The sequence below is a fragment of the Paenibacillus sp. UASWS1643 genome, assembly GCF_008693195.1.
Classification (GTDB): Bacteria; Bacillota; Bacilli; order Paenibacillales; family Paenibacillaceae; genus Paenibacillus; species Paenibacillus amylolyticus_B.
Window position 1 is genome coordinate 91168 of record NZ_VXKZ01000113.1, and the last position, 13540, is coordinate 104707.

At 47.9% G+C, this 13540-nt stretch carries 12 protein-coding genes; 3 read left to right on the forward strand and 9 right to left on the reverse strand.

The window, feature by feature from the left end; genetic code table 11:
• Positions 1-29 precede the first annotated feature (29 nt).
• Positions 30-281, reverse strand: coding sequence for an RNA-binding protein (locus tag FE296_RS20760; RefSeq protein ID WP_047841868.1), 252 nt, complete (start codon positions 279-281; stop codon positions 30-32).
• Between the two features lie 275 nt (positions 282-556).
• Here FE296_RS20760 and FE296_RS20765 point away from each other — a divergent pair, with 275 nt between their 5' ends.
• A complete protein-coding gene (locus tag FE296_RS20765; protein WP_150366162.1) occupies positions 557-949 on the forward strand; it encodes a RidA family protein in 393 nt (130 codons plus the stop codon).
• Positions 950-1092: 143 nt separating this feature from the next.
• On the opposite strand, the gene FE296_RS20770 is transcribed toward FE296_RS20765, so the two are convergent.
• From FE296_RS20770 to FE296_RS20785, 4 genes are all read right to left on the reverse strand, one after another.
• Complete coding sequence (locus FE296_RS20770) at positions 1093-3705, reverse strand: polynucleotide kinase-phosphatase (RefSeq protein ID WP_190945431.1); 2613 nt, start codon at positions 3703-3705, stop codon at positions 1093-1095.
• Between the two features lie 62 nt (positions 3706-3767).
• Positions 3768-5252, reverse strand: a complete 1485-nt coding sequence (locus FE296_RS20775; protein ID WP_150366163.1) for a 3' terminal RNA ribose 2'-O-methyltransferase Hen1 — start codon at positions 5250-5252, stop codon at positions 3768-3770.
• 371 nt (positions 5253-5623) lie between these two features.
• Positions 5624-6427: a nucleotidyltransferase domain-containing protein gene (locus FE296_RS20780; protein WP_150366164.1), complete on the reverse strand. Its 804-nt coding sequence runs from the start codon at positions 6425-6427 to the stop codon at positions 5624-5626.
• A gap of 26 nt (positions 6428-6453) precedes the next feature.
• Positions 6454-7947 carry a TROVE domain-containing protein gene (locus FE296_RS20785; RefSeq protein WP_124117166.1) on the reverse strand — a complete coding sequence of 498 codons (1494 nt, stop codon included), beginning with the start codon at positions 7945-7947 and terminating at the stop codon, positions 6454-6456.
• Between the two features lie 459 nt (positions 7948-8406).
• Between FE296_RS20785 and FE296_RS20790 the strand changes: the two genes are divergently transcribed.
• Positions 8407-9762 carry a helix-turn-helix transcriptional regulator gene (locus FE296_RS20790; RefSeq protein WP_150366165.1) on the forward strand — a complete coding sequence of 452 codons (1356 nt, stop codon included), beginning with the start codon at positions 8407-8409 and terminating at the stop codon, positions 9760-9762.
• Positions 9710-10594, forward strand: coding sequence for a WYL domain-containing protein (locus tag FE296_RS20795; RefSeq protein WP_124117168.1), 885 nt, complete (start codon positions 9710-9712; stop codon positions 10592-10594). Before FE296_RS20790 ends, FE296_RS20795 begins: the two co-directional genes overlap by 53 nt.
• A gap of 256 nt (positions 10595-10850) precedes the next feature.
• On the opposite strand, the gene FE296_RS20800 is transcribed toward FE296_RS20795, so the two are convergent.
• The 4 genes from FE296_RS20800 to FE296_RS20815 form a co-directional block, all read right to left on the reverse strand.
• On the reverse strand, positions 10851-11354 hold the full coding sequence (locus tag FE296_RS20800) for an LURP-one-related family protein (protein WP_124117169.1): 504 nt from the start codon (positions 11352-11354) through the stop codon (positions 10851-10853).
• A gap of 183 nt (positions 11355-11537) precedes the next feature.
• A complete protein-coding gene (locus FE296_RS20805) occupies positions 11538-12278 on the reverse strand; it encodes a hypothetical protein (protein ID WP_150366166.1) in 741 nt (246 codons plus the stop codon).
• Positions 12275-12973, reverse strand: a complete 699-nt coding sequence (locus FE296_RS20810; RefSeq protein WP_091015664.1) for an ABC transporter ATP-binding protein — start codon at positions 12971-12973, stop codon at positions 12275-12277. Before FE296_RS20810 ends, FE296_RS20805 begins: the two co-directional genes overlap by 4 nt.
• Complete coding sequence (locus FE296_RS20815; protein ID WP_150366167.1) at positions 12966-13352, reverse strand: GntR family transcriptional regulator; 387 nt, start codon at positions 13350-13352, stop codon at positions 12966-12968. Before FE296_RS20815 ends, FE296_RS20810 begins: the two co-directional genes overlap by 8 nt.
• Positions 13353-13540 lie beyond the last annotated feature (188 nt).

The window sequence follows — 13540 nt, forward strand, 5'->3', positions numbered from 1 at the left end:
GTTGTGGACTTATTTTTGCGGTGCTGAAACTATGATTCAAACGTCGTTCGTTCAGGGAACTTGCCGCCTTCCCTGAATAAACATCGTACCAGTCGCTGCGCGGCTCGGTTAAAGAAAAAACTCGGACTTACCCCATCCACCTGGACAGGTTCCAGTTCCCTCACACTTTCCTTGATCTTATTCATCTCAATGAGCCCCATCTTTCGCTCATTCGGTCCGAAGCGATAAATAACCTTCTCATCGTCCTCCGTCTGTTTCACCAGCAGAATTACGGATGCCATACAGGTTACCCCCTATCGTTACGTTATGAGATTCCATTAATCACTTGCCTACTATAATTATTACCCAGATTCTAGGGGAAGGATATAGGACTTAAGTTAGTTATACCAAAATTAAATATCCTGATATAAAGATTCTCTGGAATGAGTCGTTAGGCTCACAAACACCGTGTTAACGCTATCCTTTTGGATAGTCACTGTCATGAAAGTGCGTACTGCCCAAGTTGTTTTTCTCCGGTTATACTCATTTTAGCTCGAATTCCAAAGGAGAGATTCATATGACTACAACTCAAATCTATAGCCACGGTGTCCCGTGGGAAGAAGCATTTAGCGTGGCTCAGGGATACAGCGTTAACGGTATGATCTACATTGCAGGGCAATTTTCGCATGATATGCAGGGGACGTTTATTGGTGTCGATGATATTGAAGCACAGGTTCGTCAGACACTGGATAACCTGGATCGCGTACTCGCGGGATTTAATGTGACCAAGTCGAACATTGCTGAACTGGAAATTTTCTTGGTTCACCCACAGGAGCATCTTGAGCCATGTGTTGCCGTGTATAAAGAGTACATTGGTACGCATCGTCCGGCTGTCACGATGGTTGGGACATCCGGACTCGCCTTTCCTCATCAACTGATTGAGATTCGCGCCGTTGCTCATACCAACTGATCCAAGTCATGTCAAAAGTTATAGCACTAAACACACAGGCCTGATAAGAAACTTGCTTTAACGAAGTCTATACACCAATGAAGCCGGTTTGGATTAACTCCGAACCAGCTTCATCTTTATTTCTTATTCTTTTACTTTAACAGTTACAAACGTGGGTCTACTCGCTCCGACTCCAGCGATAACGTCGCCAGCACGCATTCGTGAATTCGTTCCACCGGCTCTCTGCGTATAAAGCGCTCAATCCCCTCCATACCCAAAGCACTCTCCATTAAGGCGTGACGTTCTTTTTTGGACGTTTTGCGTTTACGAAGTCGGGATAGATTCTCGGGTACCAGGTAATCCATCCCATAGATGATGTGCAAATATGCACGTCCTCGTACTTTAATCGCAGGCTGAATCATTTTGTTGTTATTCCAGGCGCAGAACGTTTCAGGTTTGATGACAATACCTTCATGTCCTTCCGCTGTAATCTCATTCCACCAACGAATAACATCCGCTTCATCCGCCTCATTTGCAATTACGCGATATTCTGTCTCCATCATCATGGTCGACATGCGAGCGAACTCACGGTTTTGTTCCATATGCCATTCATGTGTTTGCTCCCAAAATGCTCCCATACTATGTGCTAGTGTGTGAAACGGTGCAATTCGAATGTCCCCGATATCATCCACATCCCAACAGTACTCCTGGAATACATCCCGAAATGTCCGGGCACTGGCAAGTTTTCCTGCTGTCTCCTGCAACCATTCATCTACATTCCGACCTGCTGTTTCAGCTTCACGCAGTTTGTCCAGAACCGTAGAACGATCCATCATGGAGGCTTCGGCAACGTGTGCATATTGTGAAGCAATCAGCTCACGCGCCTTTAGATTCCAAGGAACAATCTCGGCATCGAGCAGTACAAACTCCGTCTTATGACGATCAAAATAACCATCTGCGGTCAAGTCCGCATGTAACTTCGAGAGCACACTCTGCTCTGTCGAAGGATCAAAAAAGGATCGTCCCGTCCTTGTCACGATGTTCCCCAGCATGGGCCGGCCCACTCGTTGCACCGCAGCTTGCTCATCACGGAAAAGAAGTACAATGGCCCGGCTGCCCATGTGTTTCTTCTCGGCAACCATACGGGTAACTCCCTGAGAACGATAATACTGAAATGCATCCTGTGGATGCTCCAGGTATCCCTCCACAGAACATACACCCGGCGGCGGACTCATCGTAGGCGGGATGTAGAGCAGTTCTTCCAGCGGTACAGTATAATGGGAAAACGTATCAATTGCCGTCTTCGCCATCTCACCGTGCACAGACACATCCAGTTTGGATGCTGTCTGAACCGTGAAACCCTCCTTGAACTTACGTATGTTAGGCGGAGCAAAACGCCGCTGTTCCCAGCGCTTTAATGGACTATCCGGATCTCCCGCATAATCCTGCTTCGCCGAAACACTGACTGCCTCACGTTCTGGCATTCGCCAAGCAGTGAGCATGCCACCAAAAACGACACCTTGATCAATATTGACTGTATCATTCACAATTGTAGGATATGGACGAGGATCATGTCCCCAAACAATGCATTCACCCGAATTGTGATCCACGTACCAATCCTTGCGCACCGGCCGACCTTGCTCATCCATCCCATCCACATCGCCATATCGGCAGTAATCCTGAATGCGTTTGGACTGTTTGCCGATAAAATGATCTCGAATCCCTGCGTGTGCAACAACGACTTGTCTTACCCCGTTCCGGGAAAACACCAGATGAGATGGTGCTTCAAGCAGAAATGACCTAAGCTCCGCACGTACTCGCTTCGCCGTCTCCTGACCGTGCTCCTGCTCAAACTGTCGCAACTCCATCTCTACCCGTTCGTCACCATGATTCAGCGTAACATCACGACCATCCAGATAACGTGCAATCTTCCAGCCGTGATTACTGTCAATCATGTAGGCTAGCTCGGCGGCACAATGACGTTGCCAGAACAACAGACATTTTAATGATTCTGGCCCACGGCTCGTTACGTCACCGACTGAAACCAATTTTCGTCCTTCAGGATGACGGTACAAGCCACTTTCATCCTCGTCCACATACCCGAGACGCACGATTAATTCCATCATTTCTTCGTAACAGCCGTGAATATCTCCGATGATATCTATACCTGTACCCATGTCAGTCACCAGCGGATTGGATGTGCGGACAAACGTAATCTCATCCGGTTGCTTCAGCACATAACTGGCATCGAAGCCTTCCTCACGGATCAAGCGCAATGTGCGCTTGAACTGCTGCACCTGTTGTTTCACCCGTTGGCGTCCACGCGGATACTCCCGCTGGGCATCACGTTCCAGCAGTTCTTTTTCCGGAATATCCAGCACAACAGCAATCACAGGCACATGAGCCTTTCTTGCCACCTGAATCAGTCGCTCCCGATCCTCTGGATACAGATGTGTCGCATCCACCCAGGTCAGCTTGTTCAGACGACAGCGGGTTGCCAGCATCGCCTCCATCGCTTCAAAGGCTTTGGCCGATACTTGCTGATACTCGGCATAGATCACATCCGCTTCACTGCGGGGACGGTGTTTCCAATCCACATACTCATCATCTCCAACCAGCATGCGGAATTGATCGGACGAGACGGCTTCCGTGCGCCGAATGACGCTTTCTTCAACGAGGCGATCCAGCAACGTACTTTTGCCACTGTTGGATGGGCCGACGAGAACGACAATGCCTGCGTGGGGTAGACGAATCTCACGCTGTCTTTCCTCCGTCACACTTTTCCGATCCTGACGTTCTCTGCCTTCATCCGAGATTTCGTTTGGTCTCATTTTTCTCCTCATGATTGACTCTCCTTTCTCCGCTCAAAAATGACCAGTTGGGTAGGTTGTCCATAGCCTTCTGCATTCTCACCAATACCCTTAATCTCGTAGCCATAGCTCCCCTGTTGCGTCCATTCCTCACACCGGATAGCCAGCTCCGCACGGGTCCACTCAAAACGGTGGTCATGGTGACGGAAGCTTTCCTGCTCCATTGCGTACACTTCGTTATATTCCTTGTTTGGGGTAGTAACTAGCAGCACTTCTGGCTGATATTCGTTCATGATTGTATCCATAATTCTGTTCAGACGATATTCCTCAATATGCTCAATCACTTCGCACAGGATCATGACGTCCTGGTTTTGCATCTGCTCGTCAAAATAAAAAAGTGAACCGATGATCGGCTCCGGCATAGCCACCACTCCAGAACGACCCTCCAGCTTCGCGAAGCGCTCCATGGCTCGGAGCCGCGACTGACCGGAAGGTTCAACGGCCAGAATCGATTCCACACCGGGAACGTACGCCAAACGAGCGGACAGCTTGCCCTCACCCGCTCCCATATCCACAATGCTTCGTTTGACTGGCAACGCTGACACCACATCCGTAATCGCTCGATAACGCAACTCGTTTAACCGTACAGGAGTTTCTGATTGTACGCCATCGCTAACGGACTCGGACTCACGTTGATCTTGTTCTCTGTCTTCCTGATGTCCCACGTTATTCTCCTGAATAACCGTGTCTGAGGTGTGACCTGTTTCTCTCTCCTGTCCAAGAGACGCAGACAAGGCACCTTCTTGTCGCTCATACTGCCGGATCAGTTCGGCAAAACGAAGCGTACGCTTCACAATGAGTTCTTTCAGTGGATGAGCATCCAGCCACCCTTCACCGTAACGTTTGACTTTATCGATCTCATCTTCACTGATGAAATAGTGTTTGTAATTATCCAGCACTGGAATCAGCAGAAAAAGCTGACGCAATGCATGTTGTACCGTGTTACGACCACGCAAGGTGATATGGCGAACTGTGCTTTTATTTTTCAGATCAAAGGAATAAGACAGCTCTCCACGTTCCATCGAAACTGCGTATCCTAATGGCGAGAATAATTCCTCCACAACCCGATCCGGCAGGTCGGATGCCACCGGTCCAAAGGTCAGTTCCAATTCGAAAGAGTGACCTACCCATTGCACATAGTCTTCCTTGGGCTTGCCATTCAGGGCCGTCCCTAACGCCCCACGTATGTAGGAGCAGAACAGGCTGCTGGTCACGAACTCACGATCATTGATATATTGCGTTATGTCATATCCATCAGGTGTGCCTCTGACCAGATCCACAGGATCAGGCTCGGCATGAATCAGCACTTCCGTTTCATTCTCAGTAGCGGTGGTGTACACCATTCTTACACGCACACCTTTGTCAACGCGGTCATATATATTCAGCGGGTTCTTCGCTAACAAATGGGATACAACCCCCGCGTTAGCGCCGCTTGCTTTCAGGATCAGATGCATCGTTCTCCTCCTTTTATTTGAAAATTTCATCACGCACCAGAGCAACGCAAGTGCATGATGGCGCTAACGAATCGCTGGCGTCTTATTTCATGATGAGAAGCGCCCCCGGAAACCTAACGAACCAGAGTCACGCTAAATGAAGCTAAACCGCCCTTTTCCATCCTTTTATCCGACATTTCCGGAAAATAACGTGTCCCATGTTTCTTACATTTTAATAGGACACTCTGGAGGCCACATAAGACGTCCTATGTTTCTTAGAACATGCTCTCCATCGCCATTCGTCGCAATCAGCCAGCCGACTTGGACTTTATAACGTTCGAGACGCGAACATCCATCATTTGATCGCTCGCCTGGGTGAAGGAACGTCCTAATTATTCCCCTTCGCCCCATACCTCTTGCAATGCCAAACGGAAAATCCGGTCCAATTCTTCAAATTGAATAATCTGCTCATTCTCCATCTGGCCAGCCAGTCGTTCAAAATGCTCGATCTTCTCGGCTAAGAAAGCCTGTATTGCTGGCAACTGCGGCTCCAGATCCAGTTCCTCACCCGCCTTTTTCCGGCGCAGCAATTCATGAATCTCCGTATATAGCGGTGTAGTCGCAGGCACAAGTTCTTGCACCAGCTCTTCGAATGCCATCGGTGGCATCGCATCATAACGTTCAATCCAGCCACAAGCGAGCAATGGACGTAGAACATAGAAGTACTTTTTAATCCTCACCCGCTCACCTTGTAAATAATCTCGAAAATTGCCCTTTGCCATATTCAGATAATGATACATACAAGACTTGGGCGAGAAGGTCAACGGTGACAGTGCACGGATATGCTGTGCCACGCTATACTGTTCATCATACTGAATCGGGGATTGCAACCATTCCAAGAGTGGTGGATTTGATTTGCGAAACAGCTTCAACGCCTTGCGCAGATCCCAACCATTTACATCGAGTTGATCACTGATCGGACGTTCGATCACATCCCTTTTATCCTCAATCGACAAGTACCATTCCAGCGGTCTTACATACAGAAAACGCACATCATAATCACTATCCTGTGAAGGAAATCCCCACGCTCGACTGCCCGATTCACAGGCATAGATAATCCGTACCTGCTCCTCCTGTTCAATCTGCTTCAGCTGTTGTCTAATCATATCTCTCATTTCTTCATGAACGTAGGTCATGGTCAGCCGCCTCCAAATTCCCTCAATTAAATCTCGATCTCTCTCACCCGGTTCGCGAGTGTATCATATCCTGCCACAGTCTCGGCAATATACGTCAATACCGTTTCACTCCAACCGTAGATGTAAAAGGTTTTGCCATCCCGTGGCGGTACCATTGCCTGCCGATAAGGTGCTATATCCACAATAAATGCTTTCAACTCCGGATTCATCATCCGGCGATATCGCTCAAGCTCGGCATATAACGGACTGCCTTCATTCTGCTGTTCATCAGTGATCATAATGATCTGATCCACTTTCTCTCCGATATCCCGAAGCTCGCGTACAGGCCGCCCCGTGTCTGTTCCACCTTGTGCACGAATCCGGTGAGCTTGAGAAAGAATGCTTTCATTCATCTTGGGACGAGCATCCTCAACCATATGGTCGAATAACCAGAACAGTGCGTTACCTCTTGTTTGTTTGTAAAGCGCCAGTGCCAGCACCGAACCAATCCGTAAATAATCCCCTTGCATGGAACCGGAACGATCCAGGAAAATAGCCGTTCTTCCCGGCAGCGTTGGCAGGTTGCCAATGGATAGCTCTACCGCTTGTCGCAAAGCATCCCGCAGCTCTTCCCTCGCAATCATTTCATATGCACTGGCGAATCGGAAAGGCAATATGCGCGACTTACGCAGGGCTTCTGCATCCGTTAAACGACCTGTTACGTAATCGATATTTTTTGACTTTTCAAAAACACCTGCTCGATCCATTGCGTTCAGATGGCGCAGCAATGCAAAGGTCGGCATTTGTGACATTAACGCCTCCCACACCGTACGTGTCGGCTGCATGATCGAGGTGACCACCGAATACGGAAGTTTACCTTTCTCGATCAGATGCATCCGGCTTGCGGGGTTGGGCGTAGCTTTCAGCTTTTCCAGCGCCTGCAACTGCGGAAGTTCCGTAAGATCCACCTCATGCCCGCGCAAATAACGAAACAAGGCTTGTTGCTTCGTATCTATCGGCTTGGGATGTGCTGTAGCAATCATATCGCCCAGACTGTATCCACGCCCACGCCCGTTGTATTTGATCGCCCAGTATTCACTGATCCCGTTCAAAAAGAGACTCATCTGACGCTTCACCGCTCGGCCGCCCTGCCCCCGCCCCATTCCTCTCAGAATGGTCAGAAAATCGGCCAAATCAGCCGGTGTCTGTACGACTTGGGAGAACACCTTTGCAAACTGATCCGCGTCCACCTTGGACAGAAATGCCAGCCCGTATAGAGGCTGTAACCGCATCAAACCTTCATTACGAGCATAGACCAGCGCCCGCGCCATAAATCCTGCATCGACCTCAGCCATCTCCTGATGACTGACCATCGCATCGTCCATCAGTTGCTGGGTATCTGCATAGAACGTATTGTTTAATGTATTGGTCATCAACATCTGTATATATTGTTCCTCCACCAATCGCTCATAGGCTCCGTAGCCCCCATGATTACGTGTCGTTGGCTGAGGTTGATTAAATAATTGTTTCGCTCTGCTCATCACTCATGACCTCCCGGTGTGAGTCTATTGGCTGTTCTTTCATAATAAAATGTTCCGAGGAAAAAGGTGGGAAGGTATAATACCCGCTCTACCGCTGAGCTACACCGCCATGAACGGCGGCGATTGGATTCGAACCAACGACCTGGTCGATTAACAGTCGAAGTAACCCTCCCTGGCGCCTCGGAACCTTGATCCACAGTGCTTGCTGCTGCCCCGCTTCACATCCTCATTATGCCTCACACATCTGCACGCGAACATGGCGAAAGTATGACGACGACTGAATTTTTGCAATGGAGTCAACCTTTATAAGTTTAAAATGAAACCTGACTCTCTTCCTGCTACAATAAAGGGATATCGCAAATGGGAAGTTCACGAATGTTTCTGTACCGCAGAATTATTCTGCCAACATCGTCGTCCATTATATCCGCCTGACTCCAGGCCACCAAGGAGTGAATACTCATGGCTAAAGAGAGTTTTGACAAAGAAATTCAGTTCTTACGCATGTTATCCCTGACCAGTGGTGCGTATAACCGCAAACAGTATGCCGAGCGGCTTGGCATATCCGTACATACCTTTGATAAAACCAATCGCAGGTTAAAAGAAATCATGCAGACCGTCGCTGATCAGCGTTTAGGTGCCGAAGCAAGCCGGGAAATGGCAGACCTCGTTCGTTTCCAGTACGGAGAATCCGCAGAGCCCATGCTGCTCTTCCTCTTCCGCGCCAAGTCGATGAAAGAGACTGAAGTTCAGCGCCTTTCCGTCCTTTTGCATACTCTACAGAATACAGCCCTGACCGCGATGGAACTGCTGGACGCCTGCTGTGCTGATCTGCCGGAAGATCTGGCGTTACCTGACGAGAAAACCATTCGCTCTGATCTGAAGTATCTGGAAGAGGTTGGGGTTATTCGAAAAGAGCCTGGTGGCAGACCGTATCGCTATGCCTTGCAACAGGATGTCCTTACCGAATTAACAGTGGAGGAACAGCTGGAGTTATATGATTTTGTGGATATGATGGCAAATACCCAGGTTCCTTCCGTACAGGGGTACTTATTGCGGGACAGTCTGAAGAAAACTATTACTGCAAGTTTTCCACAAGAAGAAGCGACCGAACCCTATATCTACAAGTATCACTATTATTCTCGTATCCTGGACGAAGCTCATCTCTACACGCTGCTTAGTGCGATTCGTCAGCGCAAGCGTGTGCAGTTCCTATATTATTCACCGAAAAAACCATCCAGCTACAGTTCACAGAATACGAATCCACGCTTTGAACGTGAAGCAGGTGGGCGATCCAACCGGATCGTGCCCCTTGAAGTGGTCTATGACCATCAGTATGGTCGTTGGTATGTCATTGGATTTCAGGGCCGCCGCGGCTTTGTGAAATTCCGCATGGAAGGCATAACCCAACTGGAGGAAGAGGATTCCGTAGAAGAGGAATACATGCTCGAGTTGAAGCAGCAGTGGACTGACATCAGTCGCTACAGTTGGCTGGTAGATACGGGGAATACCGTAACAGTTCAAGCTCGATTTTTCCATCCGGAGCGAGGTCAGCGCAACTTCATTCTGGATCGGGTTCGTCTGCAAGGTCAATGGGGCAAGATTATACCCGAAACGGATCATACCTTTCTCTACGAAATCCAGGTTAACGGTACCACCGAGATCAAACCGTGGTTACGGAGTTTTGGCTCAAGCTGCGAAATCATCGCACCTCAGAGACTACGCCAGGAGATGATCCAGGAATGGAAGGAGATTGCGGAATATTATGAACCTGTTCGAGAAGATGTTCAATTACCAGATGATGACCCGACTGAATGAAACCGGACTGTTCACCTGGACCTCACAGGAACGGGCCTGGCTTCGCATGATGCTGAATCACCCTGCCGCAAGAGAAGCGCTGAGCGCTGTAACATTGGATAAAATGCACAACATGCTGAACGGTGAGCAGGATCTGAATCTTCAGGACTATCTGACCGAAAAAGCCAAAAGTGAGGAAAACAGTGTCTCTCACCCACTACTTAGACCATTACGGCTAATCATTCTGCATCATCAGGGATTTCGAATGACAGGCCGCGTCCGCAATGGACGCACAAGCCATGATGAATTTGGTTTCCCGTATAAACTGGAGTATTCCATGGTCAAAAAAGAATGGTATGTGCTCTGGTACGCGCCTCGCTTTGACAAACTCATGTCTACCAAGCTGCACAGCATCGTTACAGTGGAAGCTCAACCGGTTGACCCGGATACCGCTTCTGGCTACACTGCCCGAATTGCTGCAATTACGGAGAAGCGCAAAACGACCATCACCATCGAAGTATTGCCCGAGTTCAATCAGGAACTGTCCCGAATCCTCTATGCATTCTCCTGCTTCGAAAAACAGGTCGAGTACCTGGAAGCCAAGCAGACATATCGGATCGAGCTGACCGTCCCGCGGAATGAGATGGATTACGTCTTATCCAAAATGCGTTTTCTCGGTAAACGGGTTCGAATTGCTGACCACACAGTGCTGCGGGAGCGAATGTCCGAAACAGCTGCCAAGGCATTGGCCCGTTATGCAGAAAAAAAACCTGATATGCATCCCGAACGCGCGAATGAAGTTCAGCACCGCCAACGTGAGGAAGGCTCTCTTGCAAAAGCCGATGGCCAATGATTTTGTAAGATTGGGTTAACCATAACTATTGCTCAAAAAAAACCATATACAAAAAAAGGTCTGGATGATCTCATCCAAACCTTTTTTACTGTACTTACTTGCTGGTAAAACGGTCTGTAACCCTATGATCAACCAAGAGCTTTATCTCCTGTTACTTGCGATCCAATTCCTGTTTCTGACACATTCGCATGATCTGGTTCAACCGGTTCTGAAACAACTGCTTTGGCCAAGAACACGACGAATCAGCGCTACCTTATTACGTACCTCCACCATTGCTGGCAGCCGAGTTCCGTCTTTTATTAATCGCGTGCACGCCCATGACCACTGCAATTAATTCATACGTGTCCAGTTGTTCCGACTGGTTATCCAATACAAATGCCCCTGAACTAAACCAGCCGCTGGTGCGACGGAAACTTGCCACGATGCGTCCACCACTTCCACTGATATCATATTCATGCGAGAATGCCGGAGCAGACACATCGTACGTACCACGCGATCCTGCATCATACTCATACTTTTTGCTGAAGAAACTAAACCTCGCTCGCAATACTCCCAGATGTGTCCCATCTGCTGCAGTGATATCCCAACGATTAGTTAACATGCGGAATTTGCCGCTGCAGACCAAACCCGAGTTATCTGATACATCGAGCGAAGAGCCAAAAACACTTTTCAAATCCAGGTGTCCTGCCTGTTCCTGATTCGGATTCATAATCTCGGTGTAACCCGCGTTAAAAAAATTATCCCTGAAGTATAGTTCCATAATACGTTCTCCTTTCCCTTACATATCCCCTTTCGTTCTCTTTAACCTAGTCTCACATCGTACACACATTATATCTATATTTACGTATGATTAATTGGATTGGATTCAAAAAATCAGATCATCACTGGATGTAAAAAAACGAGCAACCCTAGTTGCTCGCATCAAGTTCAAGTTATCCTGTCATCAGACTTCAACTTTTTTGTTGTTCAGATAAATGGTAGCCCACACCAAGATAACTGCTACGATGACTTCAAATACAATACTCCCCCACATACCGTCCGACCATAATACGCCATTGGCTGTGATTGCAATACCTGTACTTTCTTCGGTGTAACGGAACATCTCATTTGGACTGAAGCGTCCTGTCATAATTATATTCTCCAACCAGCCAATCAGATTAACGAGGACTAAGAATGCAACGATTCCGATCCACGGCCCGGTTCTCCAACGGAAGCTGCCCGCAATCGAGATCGAAAGAAAGATGATGACAGTCATAAATACGATAACCCAAGCGATAAACAGCAACAAACTAATATAATCCGAAACATGCAGACCCGAAAGATCAATATTGGTAACCATGTTCATTCTGAGCTTCATTGAAATATAAATGTAGGCATGGGTCGTAAATATAATGACTAATCCCAGCCCGCAAAGAGCTCCAAAGAGCAAAGGAGACAACACATGGGATAGCCCCGTTACGGGTAAAAGACGGCGATTATAAGAGCGGATATTGGACGTGTATGTTTTGATCATTTTCACATAAATAGCCACACCTACCCCAACATAACCCATAATGCCAAGCACAACCCCTGCGACCTCAGACATAAAAAGGGAAAGCGCCACTTGCGCAATAATCAAAATAACCAGCCCGGCCAGCAGTGTATTCCAGTTCCTTCTAAAGTCATACTTCAATAATGTCATCATTCCGCATAGACCTCCTTGAACATCTCATCCACACTTTTCCCATATTTCAGACGGAGCGTTTCCACTTCTTCCCGCATCACCAGTTGACCTTCACGAATGAAGACCACTTCATCAAAAATCCGTTCGATATCATTCACCAGATGTGTGGAGATAATGAGACTGCTGTCTTCATCATAGAATTTGACGATTGCATCCAGAATCTTGCCTCGCGCAACCGGATCTACTCCGCCAATCGGTTCATCCAGTAGATACAGACGAGCCTTACGGGATAGCGCCAGTGTTAGTTGTAGTCTCTCATTCATACCTTTAGATAGATGCCGCACCCGATCACTCTCGACAAGGTTCATGAAATCGAGCATCTCCCGTGCCTTCTCCTCGTCAAAATCAGCATAGAAATCGCGGTAGTACGAAATCGCATCCCGCACTCTCATCCACTTCTCGGTTAATGGACGATCCGGCATAAATGAAACCAGTGACTTCGTCTCCAGCCCAACAGGCTTACCTGTGACTTGAATCGTTCCACTGCTCGGATGCAGCAAACCTGCAACCAGTTTCATGAGCGTGCTTTTGCCACTGCCGTTGCTACCCAGCAAACCTACGATTCGGCCAGGAGCAATATCCAATGTGATATTACTGAGCGCTTTCTTACTGCCATATGTCTTGTTAATCTGGTTCAGTTCAAGGATGTTACTCATGCGTTTTTCCTCCCTTTCCTTCCGCAACGGCATCGGCTACGATCGATAAGATATCCTGCTCTTCAATCCCCAGTTCCTGCATTCCGGTCAGAAAGCGTTCCAGCAATTCACCGGCCATCTCTTTTTTGATCGTCATAATCTTCCGCTCCTCATTGGTTACATATCTGCCCAAGCCCCGTTTGGTTTCGACCACTTCTTCTCGCTCCAGTTCCTGAAATGTCCGTTGTACTGTATTGGGATTGATCTGTAATTCAGCCGCCAGTTCACGAACCGAAGGGATTTTGTCACCTGCCTGAAGTGTCCCGGTTACAATCTGTCTCTTGATGTACTGCATAATCTGCAGATATATTGGTAAGTTGTTATCAAATTCCATAGTCACAAAGCACTCGCTCCTCTCTGTACTGGTGTGTTAGTTAAATAGTACACTAGTAAAATAGTGTTGTAAAGCCCATTTGTTAAAATATATATTCGCTTAATTGAAGGGCAAGCTTCCGCTATTGATATCCATACAAAAAAAGAGCAGATCGTGAAGATCTGCTCTGTATCGCTCAATATTCATATTTTCAC

Excerpts from the sequence above, each read along its gene's own strand:
- FE296_RS20760 (WP_047841868.1), bottom strand. The coding sequence starts at position 281 with ATGGCATCCGTAATTCTGCTGGTGAAACAGACGGAGGACGATGAGAAG.
- FE296_RS20765 (WP_150366162.1), top strand. The coding sequence starts at position 557 with ATGACTACAACTCAAATCTATAGCCACGGTGTCCCGTGGGAAGAAGCA.
- FE296_RS20775 (WP_150366163.1), bottom strand. The coding sequence starts at position 5,252 with ATGCATCTGATCCTGAAAGCAAGCGGCGCTAACGCGGGGGTTGTATCC.
- FE296_RS20780 (WP_150366164.1), bottom strand. The coding sequence starts at position 6,427 with ATGACCTACGTTCATGAAGAAATGAGAGATATGATTAGACAACAGCTG.
- FE296_RS20785 (WP_124117166.1), bottom strand. The coding sequence starts at position 7,947 with ATGAGCAGAGCGAAACAATTATTTAATCAACCTCAGCCAACGACACGT.
- FE296_RS20790 (WP_150366165.1), top strand. The coding sequence starts at position 8,407 with ATGGCTAAAGAGAGTTTTGACAAAGAAATTCAGTTCTTACGCATGTTA.
- FE296_RS20795 (WP_124117168.1), top strand. The coding sequence starts at position 9,710 with ATGAACCTGTTCGAGAAGATGTTCAATTACCAGATGATGACCCGACTG.
- FE296_RS20800 (WP_124117169.1), bottom strand. The coding sequence starts at position 11,354 with ATGGAACTATACTTCAGGGATAATTTTTTTAACGCGGGTTACACCGAG.
- FE296_RS20805 (WP_150366166.1), bottom strand. The coding sequence starts at position 12,278 with ATGATGACATTATTGAAGTATGACTTTAGAAGGAACTGGAATACACTG.
- FE296_RS20810 (WP_091015664.1), bottom strand. The coding sequence starts at position 12,973 with ATGAGTAACATCCTTGAACTGAACCAGATTAACAAGACATATGGCAGT.